The sequence below is a fragment of the Curtobacterium pomorum genome, from assembly GCF_044497295.1.
Lineage (GTDB): Bacteria > Actinomycetota > Actinomycetes > Actinomycetales > Microbacteriaceae > Curtobacterium.
In genome coordinates this window covers 1,660,177-1,682,326 of the sequence record NZ_CP172409.1, presented here as the reverse complement: position 1 = coordinate 1,682,326, position 22,150 = coordinate 1,660,177, and the positions used below count along the sequence as shown (strand labels likewise).

The 22,150-nt window shown below is 70.1% G+C and carries 17 protein-coding genes; all 17 read right to left on the bottom strand.

Annotated features, from left to right (window positions below; genetic code table 11):
* Positions 1-8: 8 nt before the first annotated feature.
* Positions 9-3,491 carry a DNA polymerase III subunit alpha gene (dnaE, locus tag ACGH48_RS08110; protein WP_396291110.1) on the bottom strand — a complete coding sequence of 1,161 codons (3,483 nt, stop codon included), beginning with the start codon at positions 3,489-3,491 and terminating at the stop codon, positions 9-11.
* Positions 3,492-3,933: 442 nt separating this feature from the next.
* Entirely contained in the window at positions 3,934-4,863 is a 930-nt protein-coding gene (locus ACGH48_RS08105) for an RluA family pseudouridine synthase (RefSeq protein ID WP_123312945.1), read from the bottom strand.
* On the bottom strand, positions 4,860-5,591 hold the full coding sequence (gene lspA, locus ACGH48_RS08100) for a signal peptidase II (RefSeq protein WP_396290956.1): 732 nt from the start codon (positions 5,589-5,591) through the stop codon (positions 4,860-4,862). The genes ACGH48_RS08105 and lspA overlap by 4 nt, the downstream gene beginning before the upstream one ends.
* A gap of 2 nt (positions 5,592-5,593) precedes the next feature.
* Positions 5,594-6,280, bottom strand: coding sequence for a DivIVA domain-containing protein (locus ACGH48_RS08095; protein ID WP_340197015.1), 687 nt, complete (start codon positions 6,278-6,280; stop codon positions 5,594-5,596).
* Between the two features lie 208 nt (positions 6,281-6,488).
* Entirely contained in the window at positions 6,489-6,785 is a 297-nt protein-coding gene (locus ACGH48_RS08090) for a YggT family protein (protein ID WP_111085780.1), read from the bottom strand.
* A gap of 70 nt (positions 6,786-6,855) precedes the next feature.
* Positions 6,856-7,434, bottom strand: coding sequence for a cell division protein SepF (locus ACGH48_RS08085; protein WP_340197016.1), 579 nt, complete (start codon positions 7,432-7,434; stop codon positions 6,856-6,858).
* 43 nt (positions 7,435-7,477) lie between these two features.
* The gene (locus ACGH48_RS08080; protein ID WP_396290955.1) at positions 7,478-8,200 is read right to left on the bottom strand and encodes a YggS family pyridoxal phosphate-dependent enzyme; all 723 of its coding nucleotides are present in this window, start codon (positions 8,198-8,200) and stop codon (positions 7,478-7,480) included.
* Positions 8,201-8,207: 7 nt separating this feature from the next.
* On the bottom strand, positions 8,208-9,368 hold the full coding sequence (gene ftsZ, locus ACGH48_RS08075) for a cell division protein FtsZ (RefSeq protein ID WP_111085783.1): 1,161 nt from the start codon (positions 9,366-9,368) through the stop codon (positions 8,208-8,210).
* A gap of 145 nt (positions 9,369-9,513) precedes the next feature.
* Positions 9,514-10,812, bottom strand: a complete 1,299-nt coding sequence (locus ACGH48_RS08070; RefSeq protein WP_396290954.1) for an FtsQ-type POTRA domain-containing protein — start codon at positions 10,810-10,812, stop codon at positions 9,514-9,516.
* On the bottom strand, positions 10,809-12,230 hold the full coding sequence (murC, locus tag ACGH48_RS08065; RefSeq protein ID WP_396290953.1) for a UDP-N-acetylmuramate--L-alanine ligase: 1,422 nt from the start codon (positions 12,228-12,230) through the stop codon (positions 10,809-10,811). The genes ACGH48_RS08070 and murC overlap by 4 nt, the downstream gene beginning before the upstream one ends.
* The gene (locus tag ACGH48_RS08060) at positions 12,227-13,342 is read right to left on the bottom strand and encodes a UDP-N-acetylglucosamine--N-acetylmuramyl-(pentapeptide) pyrophosphoryl-undecaprenol N-acetylglucosamine transferase (protein ID WP_340197021.1); all 1,116 of its coding nucleotides are present in this window, start codon (positions 13,340-13,342) and stop codon (positions 12,227-12,229) included. Before ACGH48_RS08060 ends, murC begins: the two co-directional genes overlap by 4 nt.
* Positions 13,339-14,598, bottom strand: a complete 1,260-nt coding sequence (gene ftsW, locus ACGH48_RS08055; RefSeq protein ID WP_123312952.1) for a putative lipid II flippase FtsW — start codon at positions 14,596-14,598, stop codon at positions 13,339-13,341. Before ftsW ends, ACGH48_RS08060 begins: the two co-directional genes overlap by 4 nt.
* The gene (murD, locus tag ACGH48_RS08050; RefSeq protein ID WP_396290952.1) at positions 14,567-16,096 is read right to left on the bottom strand and encodes a UDP-N-acetylmuramoyl-L-alanine--D-glutamate ligase; all 1,530 of its coding nucleotides are present in this window, start codon (positions 16,094-16,096) and stop codon (positions 14,567-14,569) included. The genes ftsW and murD overlap by 32 nt, the downstream gene beginning before the upstream one ends.
* 4 nt (positions 16,097-16,100) lie before the next feature.
* Entirely contained in the window at positions 16,101-17,204 is a 1,104-nt protein-coding gene (gene mraY, locus ACGH48_RS08045) for a phospho-N-acetylmuramoyl-pentapeptide-transferase (protein ID WP_123312954.1), read from the bottom strand.
* Positions 17,201-18,709 (bottom strand): UDP-N-acetylmuramoyl-tripeptide--D-alanyl-D-alanine ligase, encoded by a 1,509-nt coding sequence (murF, locus tag ACGH48_RS08040; protein ID WP_396290951.1) that lies wholly within the window; start codon positions 18,707-18,709, stop codon positions 17,201-17,203. Before murF ends, mraY begins: the two co-directional genes overlap by 4 nt.
* Positions 18,706-20,343 carry a Mur ligase family protein gene (locus ACGH48_RS08035; RefSeq protein WP_123312956.1) on the bottom strand — a complete coding sequence of 546 codons (1,638 nt, stop codon included), beginning with the start codon at positions 20,341-20,343 and terminating at the stop codon, positions 18,706-18,708. The genes murF and ACGH48_RS08035 overlap by 4 nt, the downstream gene beginning before the upstream one ends.
* A 14-nt stretch (positions 20,344-20,357) precedes the next feature.
* Positions 20,358-22,127, bottom strand: coding sequence for a peptidoglycan D,D-transpeptidase FtsI family protein (locus tag ACGH48_RS08030; RefSeq protein ID WP_396290950.1), 1,770 nt, complete (start codon positions 22,125-22,127; stop codon positions 20,358-20,360).
* Positions 22,128-22,150 lie beyond the last annotated feature (23 nt).

The following is a 22,150-nucleotide window of genomic DNA, read 5'->3' as shown; positions in this document are numbered from 1 at the left end:
CATCCCTGCTACACCAGGCACCGCGGCCCGAGCAGGCTCTTCAGCTCGCCGAACAGGTCGGGTGTCAGGTTCACCGGGAACGGCAGCTCGAACGTGCGCGCGACGTCGTCCTTGAGCAGCTTCAGCCGGACCTCGGTCTCCCCCTGGTGCCGTCCGAGCACGGCTGCGAGCTCCGTCACGGTGGACGTGGTCGCCTGCCGCTCCGGCAGCGACAACGTGAGCGGGCCGGAGCCCATCGCGTCGCCGATCGCCGGCTGGAACATGCTCACCGCGTGCAGGGCCTTGCCGTCGTCGCGGACGTTCACACGACCGCGCAGGACCACGATCGAGTCGGCCACGAGCGACGGCCCGAACTCCTGGTAGGTCTTGCCGAGGAACATCACGCCGATCTGGCCGCCGAAGTCCTCGATGTCGACGATGCCGTACGGGTTGCCGCTCGTCTTCGCCACCCGGTGCTGCACGCTCGTCAGCAGCCCCGCGACCGTGACGGTCTCACCCTCGATCGAGTCGTCGGCCGCGATGAGGTCGGCGATGGTGATCGACTGGTGCTTCGCGAGCTCGATCTCGAGCCCCGCGAGCGGGTGGTCGGACACGTAGAGCCCGAGCATGTCGCGCTCGAACGCGAGCTTGTCGCGCTTGGACCACTCCGGACGGTCGGGCACCTGCGACACCGGACCGGTGGCCGGCGACTCCTCGGCGACCTCGGCGAACAGGGAGTCGAAGTCGAAACCGACGTTGCCGTGGGCCTCGTCGCGCTTGACCTTGACGGCGCCCTCGACCGCGCCCTCGTGGATCTCGACCAGGGCGCGGCGGGAGTCGCCGAACTCGTCGAACGCACCCGCCTTGATGAGCGACTCGACCGTGCGCTTGTTCGCCGACGAAATCGGGATCTTGCGCAGGAAGTCGTGGAACGACTCGAACGCACCCTTCTCGGTGCGGGCCTTCACGATGTCGTCGACGACGTTGAACCCGACGTTGCGGATCGCGCCCATGCCGAAGCGGATGTCCTCACCGACGGCCGCGAAGAAGCCGATCGACTCGTTGACGTCCGGCGGCATGACCTTGATGCCCATGCGGCGACACTCGTTCAGGTACAGCGCGAGCTTGTCGCGGGCGTCGCCCACCGAGGTGAGCAGCGCTGCCATGTACTCGGCCGGGTAGTGCGCCTTGAGGTACGCGGTCCAGAACGACACGACGCCGTACGCGGCGGAGTGCGCCTTGTTGAACGCGTAGTCGGAGAACGGCAGCAGGATGTCCCACAGCATCTTGATCGCCGCGGCCGAGTAGCCGTTGTCCTGCATGCCCTTCTCGAAGCCTGCGTACTGCTTGTCGAGCTCGGACTTCTTCTTCTTGCCCATCGCGCGGCGGAGGATGTCCGCCTGGCCGAGGGAGAACCCCGCGACCTTCTGCGCGATGGCCATGACCTGCTCCTGGTAGATGATCAGGCCGTAGGTGCCGCCGAGGATCTCCGACAGCGGCTCTTCGAGCTCCGGGTGGATCGGCGTGATCGCCTGCTCGCCGTTCTTGCGGAGGGCGTAGTTCGTGTGCGAGTTCGCACCCATGGGGCCCGGGCGGTACAGGGCGATGAGCGCGGAGATGTCCTCGAAGTTGTCGGGCTTCATCAGGCGCAGCAGCCCACGCATGGGTCCACCGTCGAGCTGGAAGACACCGAGCGTGTCACCGCGCTGCAGGAGCGCGTACGCCTCGGGGTCCTCGAGTCCCATGGTCTCGAGGTCGAGCTCGATCCCACGGTTGGTCTTGATGTTGTCGAGGGCGTCACTGATGATCGTGAGGTTGCGGAGCCCCAGGAAGTCCATCTTGATCAGGCCGAGCGACTCCGCTGCCGGGTAGTCGAACTGCGTGACGACCTGGCCGTCCTGCTCCCGCTTCATGATCGGGATGATGTCGATGAGCGGGTCGCTCGACATGATGACGCCGGCCGCGTGCACGCCCCACTGGCGCTTCAGCCCCTCGAGTCCGAGAGCGGTGTCGAAGACGGTCTTCGCCTCGGGGTCGGTCTCGACCACGGTGCGGACGTCGACGGCTTCCTTGTAGCGCGGGTGGTCCTTGTCGAAGATCCCGGTGAGCGGGATGTCCTTGCCCATCACGGGCGGCGGCATGGCCTTCGTGAGCTTCTCGCCCATGCCGAACGGGAACCCGAGGACGCGCGAGGAGTCCTTCAGTGCCTGCTTCGCCTTGATCGTGCCGTACGTGACGATCTGTGCGACGCGTTCGGACCCGTACTTCTCGGTGACGTACTTGATCGCCTCACCGCGGCGCCGGTCGTCGAAGTCGACGTCGAAGTCGGGCATCGAGACGCGGTCCGGGTTCAGGAAGCGCTCGAAGATGAGCCCGTGGCGGATCGGGTCGAGGTCGGTGATGCGCATCGCGTAGGCGACCATCGACCCGGCACCGGAACCACGGCCCGGGCCGACGCGGATGCCGTTGTTCTTCGACCAGAGGATGAAGTCGGAGACCACCAGGAAGTACCCGGGGAACCCCATCTGGTTGATGATGCCGACCTCGTAGTCGGCACGCTCCTGGACCTCGGCCGGGATGCCGCCCGGGTACCGGTACTCCAGCCCCTTCGCGACCTCCTTCTCGAACCAGGAGTGCTCGGTCTCCCCCTCGGGCACCGGGAACTTCGGCATGTAGTTGGCCGAGGTGTCGAACTCGACGTTGCACCGCTCGGCGATCAGCAGGGTGTTGTCGCACGCCTCGGGGTTGTCGCGGAAGACGTGCCGCATCTGCTGCGGGGACTTCAGGTAGAACTCGTCGGCGTCGAACTTGAAGCGGTTCGGGTCGTTCAGCGTCGAGCCCGACTGCACACAGAGCAGGGCGGCGTGCGACTTGGCGTCGTGCGAGTGCGTGTAGTGCAGGTCGTTCGTGCCGACCAGCGGGATGTCGAGGTCCTTCGCCAGCCGGATGAGGTCGCTCATGATCCGGCGCTCGATCTCGAGCCCGTGGTCCATGACCTCGGCGAAGTAGTTCTCCTTGCCGAAGATGTCCCGGTAGTCGGCGGCGGCCTTGACGGCTTCGTCGTACTGGCCGAGGCGCAGGCGCGTCTGGACCTCGCCCGAGGGGCAGCCCGTCGTGGCGATGATGCCCTCGTGGTACTCCTGCAGCAGCTCGATGTCCATGCGTGGCTTGAAGTAGTACCCCTCGAGCGAGGCCTTCGACGACAGCCGGAACAGGTTGTGCATGCCCGTGGTGTTCTCGGCGAACATCGTCATGTGCGTGTACGAGCCGGCGCCGGAGACGTCGTCGCCACCGCCGTCGCCCCACCGCACACGGGTCTTGTCCGTGCGGTGCGTCCGGGGCGTGATGTACGCCTCGGTTCCGATGATCGGCTTCACGCCGCCGGCCTTGGCGGCCTTCCAGAACTCGAAGGCGCCGAACATGTTGCCGTGGTCGGTCACCGCCACGGCCGGCATGCCCTGCGCAGCGGTCTCCTGCACGAGGTCGCCGAGCCTGGCCGCGCCGTCGAGCATCGAGTACTCGCTGTGCACGTGCAGGTGGACGAAGGAGTCGGAATCCGCCACGGAACCTCCGGTCGAACGAGCTGCTTGCGGGACGCGAACAGCCTAACCGCGACCGAGGACAAACCCGCGCGCGTCGGAGCGGTCTCCCGCCGAGGTCGCACGACACGCCGCACGCAGTCCGGCGAGGGTGCAGGAACCGACGTGTGGCGGGCGCGAGGTGTGCAGATCGTGGCCTGTCGGCGGTGGAGTCCGCGCGTGGCGGGCGGGAGGCACGGGGCGGGGCCGAGACGGGCCTCCCGGCCGGAGCCCGCGCGCGACACGCCCGTGGCGCCCCTGTCGAGGTTCCACGACATGCCGCCTGCGCGTCGCCGAGGTTCCACGAACCGGTGCCGAGCGCGCCGACATGCCGAGATTTCGGAACCTCGACGGACCACGCGGCCGCGCGCTCGCGTCAGGACGAGGCGGCGCGGATCCGGTCGAGCGCGAGGCGCAGGTCGTCCGGGTACTCCGCCCGGAACGACACCCACTCACCGGTGCGCGGGTGGTCGAACCCGAGGCGCACGGCGTCGAGCCACTGGCGCGTCAGCCCGAGCTCCTGTGCGAGCGCCGGGTCCGCGCCGTACATCGTGTCGCCGACCAGCGGGTGGCGCGTCGCCGCCATGTGCACGCGGATCTGGTGGGTGCGGCCGGTCTCCAGGTGCACCTCGAGCAGGGTCGCCGAGCGGAACGCCTCGAGCGTCTCGTAGTGGGTGACGCTCGGCTTGCCGTCGGCGGTGACCGCGAACTTCCAGTCGCTCGACGGGTGCCGCCCGATGGGGGCGTCGACGGTGCCGGAGGTCGGGTCGGGGTGCCCCTGCGCGAGCGCGTGGTAGACCTTCTCGACCGTGCGCTCCTTGAAGGCACGCTTGAGGTGCGTGTAGGCGAGCTCGGTCTTCGCGACGACCATGAGCCCGGACGTGCCGACGTCGAGGCGGTGCACGATGCCCGCGCGCTCCGCGGCACCCGAGGTCGCGATCGTGAAGCCGGCGGCCGCCAGACCCCCGGGCACGGTCGGACCGTCCCAACCGGGCGAGGGGTGTGCGGCGACGCCGACGGGCTTGTCGACGACGACGATGTCCTCGTCGTCGTGCACGATCGTCATCCCCGGCACGACCGCCGGCACGATCCGGGGCGGCTCCTTCGGGGACCACTCGACCTCGAGCCACGAGTCCGCGTGCAGGCGGTCCGACTTGTCGACGGGGACGCCGTCGACCCGGACCCCGCCTGCGGCGACGACGTCGGCCGCGAACGACCTGCTGAAGCCGAGGAGCTTCGCGATGGCGGCGTCGACACGCTCGCCGGCGAGCCCGTCGGGGACGGGGAGGGAACGTGACTCGGTCACGTGGCGTCGTGCCCCAGCGTGTCGCGACGGTCGCGGTGGTCCGGACGGGAGGCCCGCTCCGGCTCGGCCTTGTCTGCGACGGGCGATCCCACGCCGGCCTCCGGCGAAGTCGCGTGGGCTGCGGGCGATCCCGCATCGGCTGCGGGGACCGAGAACGCCGCCCCGCCGTCGAGCGGTTCCGTCGTGTCCGCCTGCGCCGCGCGCTTGGCCGAGACCGTGCGGGACCCGTCGAGGTTCACGCCGAGGATCACCAGCAGCACGAAGACCACCATGCTGATGCAGATGAACGAGTCGGCGACGTTGTAGATCGCCGGCATCATCCACGGGGTGGAGATGAAGTCCACCACGTGGCCTCGTCCGAAGCCGGGTTCACGGAAGAGTCGGTCGATCAGGTTGCCGAGCGCGCCGCCCAGCAGCATGCCGAGCACGACGGCCCACCACATCGAGCGGATCCGGCGCGAGTAGATGATGATCGCGACGACGACCGCGGCCGAGATGACCGAGAACACCCACGTCATGTTCACCGCGAAGGAGAACGCCGCTCCGGGGTTCCGGACGTACAGGAACTGGAGCGCCCCGCCCAGGACCGGGACGGGGGTGCCGTAGGGCAGGTTCGCGACGACCAGCGCCTTGGCGACCTGGTCGAACGCCACCACCACGACAGCGGCGAAGGCCAGTGCCGCGATAGCGCGGACACTGACCTTCGCTCGTGTTGCTGGTCGCGACAACGTCAGTTGCCGAAGCCCTGCGCCGATGCCGGCGCCGGGGTGAGACCGGACTGCTCGTTCGAGGAGTCGAGCTCGGAGAGCTGCCCCTGGATGTAGCTCTTGAGCTGGGCGCGGTAGTCGCGCTCGAACGTCCGGAGCTCGTCGATCTTGCCCTCGAGCTGGCGCTGCTCCTGCTCGAGCACCTGGACACGCTGACGGTTCGTGTTCTCGGTGTCGGCGATGATCTGGCGCTGCTTGGCCTCGGCCTCGGAGACCAGACGCGCTGCCTGGGCGGTGCCCTCGGCGATGAGCGCGTCGCGCTTCTCGATGCCTTCGCGGACGTGCTCCTCGTGGAGACGGCGCGCGAGCGTCAGGAGGTTCGTGGTGCCCTCGGTGTCCTCGTCCGCCGGGACCGTGGTCGCCGGGGCGGCCGCTGCGACCGGAGCGGGCTCGGGAGCCGCCTCGACCGGGGCCGGCACGGGCTCCGGCTCGGGCTCGGCCGCCGGAGCGGGCTGCTCGGTCTGCGCCGACTGCGGAGCGGACTCGGCCGCCTGCAGGCGCTGGCGGAGCTCGTCGTTCTCCGCGGTCAGGCGGCGCAGCTCGACCACGACCTCGTCGAGGAAGTCGTCGACCTCGTCCTGGTCGTAGCCCTCGCGGAACTTCGTCGGCTGGAACCGCTTGTTGACTACGTCTTCCGGCGTCAAAGCCATTGCCGTCACCTCAATAGAACTGCTGAACGTGTGGAACCACTTGCGTCGCGACCGAATCTACCAGTCGCGCCCTGTGGTGCGGATGCCGCGCCGGAGGCGAGCATCGATCCCGACCACCGTACACCGACGACGGACCGGAACGATGACCGCGCTCTCGGCGCGGCGCGTGTCGCGGGCCAGGATCGGCCCGGGAAGGACCTGGATCGGGTCAGACCGCGACGGCGATGCCGTTGACGACGACCCGGGCGATGATCACGACGAGCATGACGATCGTCCAGCCGAAGTCGAGTGCGACCGGCCCCATGCGGAGCGGCGGCAGGACCCGCCGGACCGCGCGGATCGGCGGGTCGGTGATCGTGTAGACGAACTCGGAGACCACGAGCAGTCCCCCGCGCGGTCGCCAGGACCGGTTGAAGTTCTGCACGAGGTCGAGCGCGAACCGCCCCCACATCACGAAGAAGTACAGCAGGAGGGCGAGGGAGATGATCCCTAGGATCACGGACACGATGGGGCTCGCTCGTCTCGGGCGAGCGGCGTCATGCGACGACGCTCACGGGCGGGTGGCCGCGGGCGGCTCAGGACTGGGCGAAGAAGTTCGCCTCGATGTCGGACTCTACCTCAGCCGGCTCACCGCTCACTGCGACGTGTGCGGGCGACAGGAGGAAGACCTTGTTCGTGACGCGCTCGATCTTGCCGTACAGGCCGAGCGACAGGCCGGACGCGAAGTCGATCATGCGACGGGCGTCGTTCTCGGTCATCTGCGAGAGGTTGATGATGACGGGGATGCCGTCGCGGAAGCTCTCGGCGATGGACTGGGCGTCCTTGTACTCGCGCGGGTGGACGGTGAGGATCTCGTTCATTTCCTGGACCGGGGTCGCCTTCTGTGCGGTCGTGTGCGAGCGGCGGAGCGGAGTGACCTGGGCGCCGCGCTGGTGGGTGTGCGTCTTGGGCGCCGGAGCGGCGGCCGGGGCCGCGGCCGGAGCCGCGGCGGTGGGAGCGTCCGCCGGGGCGGCAGACTCCTGTGGCGCGGCTGCCTTCGCCTCCGGGGCCTGCTGCCGCGCGGGGGCAGCCTGCTGCGGCTGCTCGTCCTCGTAGTCGAGTTCCTCGTCGGCGAGGCCGAGGTAGACCATCGTCTTCTTCAGCGGGTTGGCCATGGTTCCTCCGGAGGTTGGTGCACGTGGATGCCCTGCAACGAGGCTAGGGTGCCGCCGGCCGATTTCCCGTGATTGCGGTGCCGATCCGCAGGTGTGTCGCGCCCTCGAGCACGGCGTCGGCGTAGTCGCCGCTCATGCCGGCCGAGATGTCGGTGGCGCCGGGTGCGAGTGCCACGACCCGCTCGGAGATCGTCCGGAGTCGTGCGAAGGCCGCGCGGGGCTCCTCGTCGAGGGGCGCGACCGCCATCACGCCCCGCAGCCGGATCGTGCCGGTCTCGAGCACGCGTGTGGCCATCGCCTCGACGTCGTCCGGTTGCACGCCGCCGCGGCCGGGGTCGTCGGTCAGGTTGACCTGCACGAAGCCGTCGATGACCGGCGGCTCCGGTTCGGCCTCGGTCGGCGCGAAGGCGTCCACCACCGAGGTCCGGTCGAGCGACTGCACGACGTGCGCGTAGCGACGGACCTGCCGCGCCTTCTTCGACTGCAGCTGCCCGACGAAGTGCCAGGTCAGGGCGAGGTCGTCGAGCTCGGCGGCCTTGGCCTGCGCTTCCTGGTGGCGGTTCTCCCCCACCTCGGTGACCCCGAGCGACGCCAGGGCCCGGACGAGGGATGCCGGGTGGTACTTCGTGACGACGATGAGCGTCAGGTCGTCGACCGAGCGACCCGCGGCGCGCGCCGCGTCGGTGATGCCGCTCCGGACGGACGCGACACGCGCCTCCAGTCCGTCGTCTGGTGACGAGGACGGGAGGCGCGGATCACCTGCCATGGAACGGTTACTTCAGGAAGTCGGGGACGTCGAGCTCGTCGTCGTCGTCGAACGCCGGGTCGGCGGCGCGCTGCACCGGCGGCTGGTGCTCCTGCGAGGCCCAGGACGGGCTCGACGTGCTGGAGTCCTCGATCGCACCGGTCGACGCGGCGACGGGGGCCGTCGCGCTCGACTCGGGGTCGACGTAGCTCGAGCGACGCTCCTTCTGCTGCTGCGCCGGCTCGCCGCCGTCGAAGCCCGCGGCGATGACGGTCACGCGGACCTCGTCGCCGAGGGTGTCGTCGATGACCGCACCGAAGATGATGTTCGCCTCGGGGTGCACGGCTTCCTGCACCAGACGGGCGGCGTCGTTGATCTCGAAGATGCCGAGGTTCGAGCCACCCTGGATCGAGAGCAGCACGCCGTGCGCGCCGTCGATCGAGGCCTCGAGCAGCGGCGACGCCACGGCGAGCTCCGCGGCCTTGATGGCGCGGTCGGCACCCCGCGACGAACCGATGCCCATGAGCGCGGAACCCGCACCCTGCATGACGGACTTGACGTCGGCGAAGTCGAGGTTGATGAGACCAGGGGTGGTGATGAGGTCGGTGATGCCCTGCACGCCGGCGAGGAGCACCTGGTCGGCGGTGGCGAAGGCCTCGACCATCGAGATGCCGCGGTCGCTGATCTCGAGCAGGCGGTCGTTCGGCACGACGATGAGCGTGTCGACCTCGTCCTTGAGCCCGGCGACGCCGTTCTCGGCCTGCGACTGACGACGCTTGCCCTCGAAGCTGAACGGCTTCGTGACGACGCCGATGGTGAGCGCGCCGATGGACTTGGCGATGCGGGCGACGACGGGCGCACCACCCGTGCCGGTCCCACCGCCTTCACCGGCGGTGACGAAGACCATGTCGGCACCCGCGAGGGCCTCTTCGATCTCTTCGGCGTGGTCCTCGGCGGCACGACGGCCGACCTCGGGGTCCGCGCCGGCGCCGAGACCGCGGGTGATCTCGCGGCCGACGTCGAGCTTGACGTCGGCGTCGCTGAGCAGCAGCGCCTGGGCGTCGGTGTTGATCGCGATGAACTCGACGCCACGGAGGCCGAGTTCGATCATCCGGTTGACGGCGTTGACGCCGCCGCCGCCGACACCGACGACCTTGATGACGGCGAGGTAGTTGTGGTTCGTGGTCACGTCAGTCAGGCCTCCGGTTGAACCCTCAACCTCTACTTGAAGTTCAGGGGCAATGCTGGTAGATGTGGTGCTGGCTTCGACGCTACGGGTGGGTTCCGCGCACTGTCGCCCCGCCACGCCGCGTGTCGCCGATCAGGTCGGCAATTCAGTCCTTCGCGCGGATCACGCCGTTGTCCGGTGCCGACACGTCGTACTCGACGACGACGCCCGGGTTCCGCGCCGCGTGGTCCTTCACCAGGGCGGCGAGCAACGCGGCCTTCGTGTCGGAGTCGTCGGGGCTCCCCCACACGACGGTGGAGCCGTCCTTGAGGGTCAGGGTCACGTCGTCGGCGGTGGACCCGGCGACCCGCGTGACCTGCGACCGCACCGTCGAGGGCAGCGCCAGCACGACCTCGGTCATGGTGCGGAAGCTCGAGGACCCGAGGCGCGCGCGGGCGATGTCGGCGAGCGGCATCGTGGCCGGACGCTTCGGCGACGACTGCACGACGATGCCGGCCGGGTCGACGAGGTCGAACGAGCTGCCGGACTTCACGGCCACGACGGGCGTGCGCTCGGTGACCGTCACGACGAGGGTGTGCGGCGGCGCCTCTTCCGTCACGTAGCTCTCGATGAGCGGGAAGCCGGCGATGTCCTGCTTGATCGCGTCGAAGTCGAGTCGCGCGAGCGGCGTGCCGACCTGGTCGGACAGCGCCTGTCGCAACGCGGTCTCGTCGACGCGGTTCGTGCCCTTGACCTCGATCGTCTGCAGCGCCATCAGCGGCGAGAAGACCGCCACCAGGATCGAGACGCCGAGCACGAGCACGATGCCGGCCGCGGTGATCCAGGCAGCGCGGCGGTGGCGGCTGCGGCGGGTGAAGCGACGGACCTCGGCCCGCTCGAGCAGGCGGCGGCGGCGCTTCGCGACGCGCGCCTCGCGTGCGGTCTCGGCCGCACGGACGCCGGCACCGATCGGTGCGTCGTCCTGGTGGACCGGCCGGGAGGCACTGCCCGCGTCGAGCACGTCCGTCACGGTCGCGTCCTGGTCGCGTGCACTGCCCGCCGCGCCCCCGGACGGTCGTCGCGCCCCGTCTCCTCGGGGCGCGTTGCCCGCGTCGGGGCGCGAATCGCGGTGGTCCTCGTCCGGTGTGTACTCGCGCAGGCGGTCGGCGACGGCCCCGAAGCCGGCGCCGACGCGGCGGCCGGCCGCGCCCGCGAGGGCGCCCACGCGGTCGCGGGACGAACCGGACGCGTCGGTGCCGGCGGTCGTGTCGGGGGTGGGGTCGGCCGTCTCGACGACCGGGGCCTCGTCGGCGGACGCGGGACGGGCCTCCCGGTCGTCCGCGGGGCGCCCACGGAACGGGAGCCGCGGCATCGAGGGACCACGACGCTGCCGGGGCGCGTCGGCGCCCTCGGCCGGGACGTCCCTGCGGACGTCCCCCTCGTCGAACCCCTCTGGTCGCTTCACCGTGTCAGCGCGCCGTCGTCGTGGAGGGCACCGAGCACCTGCGGGATGATCCGGTACACGTCACCGCAGCTGAGCGTCATGATGATGTCGCCGTCACGGGCGACCGCGGCGGCACGGGCGGCGGCCTCGTCCCAGTCGGGCAGGAACTCCACGCGGGACTGGTCGGCGAAGCGCTCCTGCACCAGGGCGCCGGTCACGCCGGGCTCCGGGTCCTCGCGCGCGCCGTAGACGTCGAGGACGACGGTGTGGTCGGCGAGCTCCTCGTAGACCCGGGCGAAGTCACCGGCCATCAGGCGGGTGCGGGAGTACAGGTGCGGCTGGTGGATGGCGATGACGCGGCCGTCGCCGACGACGTTGCGGGCGGCCTTCAGTGCCGCCGCGACCTCGGTCGGGTGGTGCGCGTAGTCGTCGTAGACGGACACCCCGCGCTCGACGCCGTGCAGTTCGAAGCGGCGCTGGGTGCCGCCGAAGGCCTCGAGCCCGCGGATCGCGTCCGCGGCGCTGACGCCCAGGCCGGTCAGGACCGCGAAGGCGCCGACGGCGTTGATCGCGTTGTGTCGGCCCGGCACGCGCAGCGTCAGGTGGTGCGCTTCGCCGCCGGAACGGAACTCGACCTCGACGCCCGCCGACTCGATGATCCGCTCGATGCGCACGTCGGCGTCGACGGCCTCGCCGAAGGTGACGACCTCGGGGGCGTCGGCGCGCTGCCGGATGCCGGCCGTGACGGTCTTGGCACCGGCGTCGTCGCTCGAGATGACGATGCGCTCGCTCGCCTTCGCGGCGAACTCGACGAACGCCTCGGTGAACGCCTCCTCGCTGCCGTAGTGGTCGAGGTGGTCGGCGTCGACGTTCGTGATGAGGGCCACGGCGACGTCGTAGAGCAGGAACGAGCCGTCGGACTCGTCGGCCTCGACCACGAACAGGTCGCTCGTGCCCGGCGCCGAGCTCGTCCCGAGCGACTGGATGACGCCGCCGTTGACGAAGCTCGGGTCGAGGCCGAGCTCGACCATCGCGGTGACGATCATGCCGGTCGAGGTCGTCTTGCCGTGGGCACCGGCGACCGCCACGAGGCGGTGCTCGGCGATCAGGGCGGCCAGGGCCTGCGACCGGTGCAGCACCGGCAGACCGCGGCGCTGCGCCTCGAGCAGTTCGGGGTTGTCCGGCCACAGCGCGCTCGTGACGACGATGGTGTCCGCGTCGCCGACGTTCGCGGCGTCGTGGCCGATGTGCACCGCGGCACCGAGGTCGCGCATGATGCCCGTCGTCTCGGTCTCGCGGGAGTCGCTGCCGGTGACGCGGTGGCCGGCGGCCAGGAACATCCGTGCGATGCCGCTCATGCCGGCGCCGCCGATGCCGACGAAGTGCACGGTGCCGAGGTCGTCCGGGATCGGCTGCGTCAGGTCGGGCTTGATGGTCATGGTTCCTCCGTGGTGCTGGCTGCGCCGGTGCCGTGCTGCGCGTGCCTCGCGGCGTCGAGGACGAGGTCGGTCATCCGGTCGGCGCCGTCGCGGTGCCCGACGCTGCCCGCCCGGACCGTCATGTCCGCGATGCGGGACCGGTCCTGCAGGATCGTCAGGAGTTGGAACGTCACCCAGTCCTGGTCGAATTCCCCGTCCGCCACGAGCACTGCTCCCCCGGCGTCGACGACGTCCTTCGCGTTGTGGCGCTGCTCGCCGTTGCCGACAGGGTACGGCACGAGCACGCTCGGCAGCCCGACCGCGGTGAGCTCGCAGACCATGCCGGCGCCGGAGCGCGACACGACGAAGTCGCTCGCCGCGTACGCCAGGTCCATCCGGTCGCAGTACGCCAGCACGTGGTAGCCGTCGAGGTCGCTCGGACCGATGTCGGACGCCGCACCGACGACGTGCAGGATCTGCCAACCGGCACCCACGATCGTCGCCGCGGACGCGTTGATCGTGCGGTTGATGCTGCGGGCGCCCGACGAACCACCCGTGACGAGCAGCACGGGGCGGGACGGGTCGAGCCCGAACTCCGCGAGGGCCGCAGGCCGGCTCGCACGACGGTCGAGCGACTCGATCTCGCGCCGGAGCGGCATGCCCACGACCCGGCCGTGCCGCAGTCGGGTGTTCGAGAAGGTCAGGCCGACGTGGTCGGTGAGGAACGCGGCCAGGCGGTTGGCCAGCCCGGGCTTCGCGTTCTGCTCGTGCACGACGATCGGGGTGCCGGTGCGCCGGGCAGCGATGTACGCCGGTGCCGCCGCGTAGCCGCCGACGCCGAGGACGACCTCGACCTCACGCTCCCGGATGATCTGCTCGGTCCGCTTGACGGCCGCTGCGAACCGCTGCGGGAAGCGCAGGGCCGCGCCGCCCAGCTTCCGGGGGAACGGGAGACGCGGGATCGTGAGGAGCTCGTAGCCGCGCATCGGCACCAGGCGGGACTCGAGACCCTCGGCGGTGCCCAGGACGAGCACCTCGGCGTCCGGCTCGCGCTCGGTCAGCCGGTCGGCGACCGCGAGCAGCGGGTTGACGTGTCCGGCGGTGCCACCGCCGGCGAAGAGGTACTTGCTCACCGGAGTCGTCCGTTCGTGGTGGTGCTGTCGAGGGGCGGGTTCGTGGTGCGCGGGTCGTTCTTGCCGGGCAGGTCACGGGCGAACGACAGCACGACGCCGATCGCCACCAGGGTCATGATGAGCGCGGACCCGCCGGCCGAGATCAGCGGCAGTGGGACGCCGAGGACCGGGAGCAGGCCGAGGACCACGGCGATGTTCACCAGCGCCTGGCCGATGATCCACGCGAGGATGCCGCCGGTGACGGTCTTCACGAACGGGTCGCGGGACTGCCGGATGATCTTGATCATGCCGACGGCGAGCACGACGAACAGTGCGAGCACGACGACGGCGCCGATCAGCCCGAGCTCCTCGCCGATGATCGCGAAGATGTAGTCGTTGTCCGCCTCGGGCAGCCACGACCACTTCGCCTTCGAGTTGCCGAGCCCGACACCGAACACACCACCGGACGCGAGCGCCCACATGCCGTGCACGGGCTGCCAGCACAGGTCGGCGTACTGGTTGGAGTCGGTGCAGCCGGACAGCCACGCGCTGATGCGCACCTGACGGGACGACGAGGCCATCGTCACGAACGGCAGCATGACCGCCATCGCCGCCAGGCCGACCAGCAGGTGCCGGGCCCGGGCGCCACCGACGTAGAGCGCACCGAGGACCAGGATGAGCATGATCATCGCGGTGCCCTGGTCGCCACCGAGGATCACGAGGCCGAGCGACAGGAGCGAGGCGATCCCGATCGGGATGAACACCTCTTTCCAGTCGTCGAGCTTGTCGCGCTTGACGTACATGATCGCGCCGATGCCGAGCACCAGACCGAGCTTGACGACCTCGGACGGCTGCGCGGTGAACGAGCCGATGCCGATCCAGTTCCGGTTGCCCTGGACGTCGATGCCGAGCGGTGTGTAGACGAGGAGCTGCAGGGCGAGCGCGGCGCCGAGCAGGCGCATCGCCCACTTCCGCCACAGCCGCGTCGGGACACGACTCGCGACGAGCATGAGCGGGACGCCGAGGACCGCGTAGAGCCCCTGGCGGGACGCCGCACCGAAGAAGTCGTGCGTCGCGGCGTACTGTTCGACGCTCGACGACGACAGGACCATCACGACGCCGAAGACGACCAGGAACAGCGTGACGCCGAGGATCGTGTAGAAGGTGCTCGACTCGGCGACGAAGACGTTCTTGACGGCGACGAGTGCGCCGTTGGTGCGACGCGGGGTGCCCGTCGCCGTCGTGCTACGACTGTTCGGAAGATCCGTCGTCGCCATCGGCGTTGCCTCCCAGGTGCTCGTGGACCGCCGCCGCGAAACGACGCCCCCGGTCGGCGTAGGAGCCGAACTGGTCGAACGACGCAGCCGCCGGGGCGAGGAGGACCGTGTCGCCCGGTCTCGCGACCGATGCGGCATGCCGGACCGCCTCGGGCATGACCTGATCAGTGTCCGTCGTCTCCACCTGGAGCACCGGCACCCCGGACGCGTGTCGCGCGAATGCCTCCAGGACGGGGGTCCGGTCGGTGCCGATCACCACGACGGCGCGCACCTCGGGGCCGAACCGCTCGACGAGGGCGTCCACGTCGACGCCCTTGAACAGGCCCCCGACGATCCAGACGACGGTGTCGAACGACGCCAGTGACGCGGTGGCGGCGTGCGGGTTCGTGGCCTTGGAGTCGTCGACCCAGGTGATGCCGTCCGCCTGGGCCACGAGCTCGGTGCGGTGGTGGTCGGCGCGGAACGCCCGGACGGCCGACTGGATGGCGCTCGGCTGGACCGTGCCGGCACGGGCCAGGGCAGCGGCGGCGAGGACGTTCATCGTCATGTGCGGGCTGGCGAGCCCGGCAGCCTCGAGGTCGGCGACGGTCGAGAGTTCGAGCGCGCTGTTCCGACGGTCCTCGGTGAAGGCACGGTCGCAGAGGACGTCCTCGACGATGCCGACGTCACCGGGCGCGGGCACCCCGGGCGTGAAACCGACGGCGCGGCAGCCCTCGACCACGTCGGCCTCCTGGACCATGTCGCGCGTGACGTCGTCGGCGGTGTTGTAGACGCACGCCATCACGGTGCGCTCGTAGACCTTGGCCTTCGCGGCACGGTAGGCCGCGGCGGAGCCGTGCCACTCGAGGTGGTCGTCGGCGATGTTCAGGCAGGCGCTCGCGAGCGGCACGACCGCACCGTCCCCCGAGGTCGCCATGTAGTGCAGCTGGTGGCTCGAGAGCTCGACCACGAGCACGTCGTAGCCGTCCGGGTCGCGCACGACGTCGAGCACCGGCACACCGATGTTGCCGCAGGCCACGGCACGCAGGCCGCCGGCCTCGTACATCGCGGTCGTGAGCTGCGTGGTGGTGGTCTTGCCGTTGGTGCCCGTGATCGTGATCCACGGCGCGGCGACCGGGCCGCGCACGACCTTGTCGCGCACGCGCCAGGCGAGCTCGATGTCACCCCAGACGGTGCTGTTCCGGACGGACCACTGCACGGTCGCGTTGTGCGGCGGCAGGCCGGGCGACACGATGACGACGTCGGGCGCCTGCTCCTGCAGCGCGGCCGGGACGGCGTCGAGCGGGGTCTGCACGAAGCGGGCCCCGATGACGTCGAGCAGCTCGACGCTGTCCGACGGCGCGTCGGTCGAGTACACCGTGACCGCGCTGCCGAGCTCGACCAGGGTGTCGGCGACCGAGAAGCCGGTCGCGCCGAGGCCGAGGACGGCGACGTTCAGGCCCTTCCACCCCTCGGCGTACCAGCTGTCGAGGGACTGGAGGCGGGAGGACGAGGACACCTGGTCAACCAACGCGTGCGATCCATTCGAGGTAGAAGAGGCCGACCCCCGCGGCGACGAAGAGCCCCGCGATGATCCAGAACCGGACGACGACCGTCACCTCGGCCCACCCCTTCAGTTCGAAGTGGTGGTGCAGCGGACTCATCCGGAAGATCCGCTTGCCGTGGGTGATCTTGAAGTACGCCCGCTGCAGGATGACCGAGCCGGTGACGATGAAGAACAGGCCACCGATCAGGATGAGCAGCAGCTCGGTGCGGCTGAGGATCGCGAGACCCGCCAGCGCGCCACCGAGGCCGAGCGAACCCGTGTCGCCGAGGAAGATCTGCGCCGGCGACGTGTTGTACCAGAGGAAGCCGATGAGCCCACCGCAGACCGCGGCCGCGACGACCGCCAGGTCGAGCGGGTTGCTCACGGTGTAGCAGGCGTGCTCGGTGCTCGCGTCGAGCCGTGCACCGCCGCAGATCTGGTTCGACTGCCAGAAGCCGATGATCACGTACGAGCCGATCGCCAGGATGCTCGAACCGGTCGCGAGACCGTCGAGACCGTCGGCCACGTTCACGCCGTTCGACGTGGACACCGTCAGCAGGACGATCCAGGCGAGGAACAGCACGGTGCCGATGACGGTGCCGAGCGCCATGAAGTCGAGCCACGGGATGTCCCGGACCGCTGAGATCATGGTCGACGCCGGGGGCTTGCCGTTCGACGTCGGCACCACCAGGGCGACCGTCGCGAAGATGACCCCGACGATGACCTGGCCGAGGACCTTCGCCCAGCCGCCGAGCCCGAGGCTCCGCTGGCGCCGGACCTTCAGGAAGTCGTCGATGAACCCGACGAAGCCCAGGCCGACCATGAGGAAGAGCACGAGCAGGCCGGACAGCGTGATCGAGTCGCCCCCGACCAGGTGCCCGACGAAGTACCCGATCACCGCACCGATGATGAGGACGATGCCGCCCATCGTCGCGGTGCCGCGCTTGGTGTGGTGCGACTGCGGGCCGTCGTCACGGATGAACTGCCCCCACCCGAGACGGTGGAACAGCTTGATGAAGAACGGGGTGAGCAGCAACGTGAACACCAGCGACACAGCGCCGGCGATGAGGAGCGCGATCATTCGGTGACACCTCCGAGGCGGTCGCCGAGGAATCGCAGTTCCGCCGACTTCGAGGACTTGACCAGGACCACGTCGCCGGGGCGGAGCATGTCCTGGAGTGACCGGACGGCGTCGTCGACGTCCTCGATGAACACCGACTCGCCGTCCCACGATCCCTCGAGGGTGGCGGCCTGGTGGATGGGCATGGCGCCGCGGCCGACGACCACGAGCTGCCCGATGCCGAGACGGACGACGAGCCGGCCGATGCGGTCGTGCTCCTCGGTCGAGAACTCGCCGAGCTCGGCCATCTCGCCGAGCACGGCGACGGTCCGCTCCCCCGGACGCACGATCTGCGCCAGGGTCCGCAGCGCCGCTGCGGTCGAGTCCGGTGACGCGTTGTAGGCGTCGTTGATCACGGTGACGCCCTCGGGGCCGCCCTGCAGCAGCTCCATGCGCCAGCGCTCGGCGCGCGTCATCGACGCGAGCGCCGCGGCGCCGTCGGCGAGCGGGACACCCCAGCGGTGGGCGACCGTCAGGGCGGCGGCCGCGTTCATCGCGTGGTGCTCACCCAGGATCGCGAGGCGCACGTCGACGTGATCCGGGCCTCCAGGCTGGGTCCCGTCCGCCGGACGGTCACCTTCCTGGCGGACGGGAGGCGCGGTGAGGGTGAAGCGGGTGCCGCTGCGGTCCGTCTCGATGCCGGTGATGCGGTAGTCGGCATCCGCCGACGTGCCGAAGCCGACCACCTGCGCGGCCGTCAGGTCGCGCATCGACGCGACCCGGTCGTCGTCGACGTTGAGCAGCGCGGTCGCGGACGCGGGCAGGTCGGTGACCATCTCGGACTTCGCCCGCTGCGTGGCCTCGATGCCGCCGAACTCGCCGGCGTGCGCGAGGCCCACCTTGAGCACGACCCCGACGTCCGGCTCGGCGATGCGCACGAGCGCGGCGATGTGGCCGACGCCGCTCGCCCCCATCTCGACGACCAGGAACCGCGTGTCGTACGTGACCCGGAGCATCGAGATCGGTGCCCCGACGTGGTTGTTGAAGGACCCCTGGGGCGCGACGGTCTCGCCGTGCTGCTCGAGGATCGTCCGGAGCATGTTCTTCGTGCTCGTCTTGCCGTTCGAGCCGGTGATGCCGACGACCCGCAAGGGTGCCGGCCGTCCCTCGGCGTCGACGCGGTCGGCGGACGCCATCCGGACGCGGGTGACGACCTCGTGCGCGAGCGCGGCGAGGGCGGCGTACCCGTCCGCGACGACGATCTGCGGCGCGGAGGTGTCCACCCGTTCGGGCGTGATGACGAGCGCTGCGCCGGCCTCGGTCGCGGCGGGCACGAAGCGGCGCCCGTCCGTGACCTCGCCGGGCAGGGCGAAGAACACGCTGCCGGGACGGACCAGGCGCGAGTCGGTCTCGACCGAGCCCTCGACCACCAGGTCGCCGGGCTCGGCGACGTCGGTCGCCTGGGCGCCACCGATGAGCTCGCCGCCGACCGCGGTGGCGATCTCGGCGAGGGTGAGCGCGATCATCGGAGGTCCTCGGCCGGACCGGAGTTCGGTTCCCAACCCGCTTCGCGCAGGGCCTGACGGGCCTCGTCGCGTGCCGAGTAGGGAGTGCGGACGCCGGCGATGTCGCGGTAGTCCTGGTGGCCGGGGCCGGCCCAGAGGATCGAGTCGCCCTCGCCGAGCAGACCGACGGCCAGGCGGATGGCGGCCTCTGGCGGGCTCACCTCGTGCAGCTCGTGGTCCGGGAACGCCTCGCGCGCGGCGTCGACCAGGGTCTTCCGGATCGATGCGGCGTCTTCGAAGCGGGGGTGGTGGTCGGTGACGACGAGGATGTCGCTGCCGGCCGCTGCGACGCGGGCCATGTCGCCGCGCTTCGTGGTGTCACGGTCACCGTCCGCGCCGAACAGCATGAGGACCTTGCCCGGCGTGAACTGGCGCACGGCGGCGAGGGTGTTCTCGAAGGCGTCGGCGCTGTGCCCGAAGTCGACGTAGACGCTCGGGCCGTGCTCGCCCGAGACGCGCTCGGTCCGGCCGGGCAGGTAGCACTCGATGGCGCTCGTCCGTTCGCCGCGCTGCTCGCGCTCGTCCTCGTCGGGGTAGCGGCGGTGGTTCGTCTCGAGCGCGTGCGCGATCGCACCGAGCTCGAATCCGCCCTCGACCAGCATGACGATCGCCAGTGCGGCGTTCGCGGCCATGTGCCAGCCGATCAGGGGCACACGGGTGGTGAGCTCGCGACCCTCGGGACCGGTGAGGCGGAACTCGGTGTAGGCGGCGTGTGCCTCGACGATGTCGACGTGCCACTCGGCCTCGACGTCCGGGTGCACCGTGATCGTCGTGACCGGGATGCGGGAGTCCTGCACCACGCGGTGGCCCCAGTCGGTGTCCAGCGAGACGACGCCGCGACGGGCGTGCTCGGGCTGGAACAGCGGGAGCTTCGCCTGGTAGTACTCCTCCATGTCGGCGTAGTCGTCGAGGTGGTCGTGCGACAGGTTCGTGAAGGCTGCGACGTCGAAGACGATGCCGTCGACCCGGTGGCGGCTGAGTGCCTGTGCGCTCACCTCCACGGCGACCGCGCGCACCTCGCTCTCGCGCATCCGGGCGAGGAGCGCGTGCATCTCGCTGGCCTCGGGCGTGGTGAGGCGGCTCGTCACGCTGAGCGCGCCGATGTGGCGCTCGGCGGTCGAGCTCAGGCCGGTGACCAGGCCGAGCTGCTTGAGGATCCCCTCGAGGATGTAGGACGTGCTCGTCTTGCCGTTCGTGCCGGTGACGGCGAACAGCTGCGGCAGGTCGGTGGCCTCGTCCGGGTGGGTGCGGTAGACCCAGGCCGACACGTCCCCCAGGGCAGCACGGGGGTCGTCCACGACGAGCACCGGCAGACCGGCGGCCTGCGCGCTCGCCACACCGGCGTCGTCGGTCAGGACGGCGACGGCACCGCGCTCGGCGGCTTCGGCGGAGAACTCCGCCCCGTGACGGTTCGCACCGTGCACGCCGACGAAGACGTCACCCGGCTGCACCTCGGCGGCACTCAGCGTGACACCGGTCGTCTCGACGGCGTCGACCGAGCCGACGACGCGGAGGCCGAACGCGTTCGCGAGTTCGGCGACCGCCCTCGGGGTGGGGTGTTCGGGCCGGAGGACCGGGGGGATCCGTGCGGACAAGTATTCCTTCTTCCTCACCACGTGGACGGGTAGAGCTTCGCCTCGGACGCGGAGGGGGCTACTCGGTACTTCTCGAGCACCTGGGACATGAGTGTGCGGAACGCCGGAGCCGCTCCGCTCGACCACTTGTTGGTCTGCGGCTTCGTGAACGTCACCGTGACAACATACTGGGGGTCTTCGGCGGGTGCCATTCCGGCCACCGAGGTGATGCGCTGACCGCCGTAGCCCTTCGAGCCCTCGGCCACCTCGGCCGTACCGGTCTTCGCGGCGATGTTGTAGCCCGAGATCGGCTTCATGCCCACGAGCGTGCCGCCCGTGACCACGCTCTGGAGCATGTCGGTGACCTGCGTCGCGGCGGCGGCGGACACGACGCGCTGCTTCTGCACGTCGGGCGCGTCGATCGTCGTACCGTCCGAGGCGGTGCACCCCTTGACGAAGTGCAGCGGGATCCGGACACCGTCGTTCGCGATGGTCTGGAACACGCTGGCGACCTGGACCGCGGTCGTCGAGATGCCCTGGCCGAACATCGAGTTGATGTTCGTCTGCTGGTCCCAGTTCGGGCTCGAGCCGTAGTCCATCGACGGCTGGCCCGGGTAGTCGATCGCCGACTCCGGCTCGAACAGTCCGAACTTCTGCATGTAGTCGTAGCGCTGCTGGGCCGTCAGCCGCGAGCCGAGCTCGGTGATGCCGACGTTCGACGAGTTCTGCAGGATGCCCGTCAGCGTCAGGTTCTCGGTCTCGTGGAACTCCGAGTCGTGGATCGTCCCACCCCAGGGGAACGTACGCGAGTAGGGCACGACCGCCTGGTCGGTGGGACTCGACTTGCCCTGGTCGATCAGGGCAGCGGCGATGGCGGCCTTGATCGTCGATCCGGGCTCGTAGCTCGCCGTGAGGGCCCGAGAACCGAACGCTCCCTTGTCGGTGGTGGCGTCCACGTCGTTCGGGTCCACCGTCGGGTAGTCGGCGACCGCGAGCAGCTCACCCGTCTTCACGCTCGTGACCGTGGCCGTCGCGGACTCCGCCTGCAGGGTCTTCGCGGCGGACGCGATGGTCTGCAGCGCCATGTACTGCAGGTCGCTGTCGATCGTCGTGACGAGCGTGCCGCCGTCCTTGGCCTGTTTCTTCGTGACGGTGCTGCCCGGCAGCTGGACGCCGTCCTCACCGCGCTCGTAGGTCTCCGAGCCGTTCGTGCCGGCCAGGCACTTGTTGTACGCGTACTCCAGGCCGGCCTGCGCGCCGTCGGTGCCCATGAAGCCGGTCACGTTGCCCGTGGTCGCGCCCGTCGGGTAGACCCGCGACGCCTGCTGCTCCTTGTAGATCCACGGGATGCCGAGGTCGGTCACGGCCTCGTAGTGCTTCACGTCGAGGCCCTTGACCAGGTAGGCGAAGTCCGACTTCGGGTTCGCGGCGATGTTCTTCCGCATGGTCGCGACGTCACCGCCGGAGGCCTTCGCCAGAGCGGTGAGCGCCGTCGACACGCTGATGTCCTTGACCCGTGTCCCACCGAGCTTGCCCGTGAACTTCTTGACGAGGCGCGGGGCGGTGGTGATGTTGTACCGGGTGACGCTGTCGGCGAGTTCGGTCCCGTTGCGGTCCACGATCGAGCCGCGGGTGCCGTAGATGGTCACCGGGATGCTGCGCTTCTGGGTGGACTGCTCGTTGAGGGCCGAGGCCTGCACGACCTGGATGTCGACGAGACGGACCACGAAGACGCCCACCAGGGCGATCACGGCGATCATCACGATGCTGTATCGCAGTCGGCGGTTGCGGATCGTCTTCGTCACGCGGTGCGGTCCTTCCCGGATGG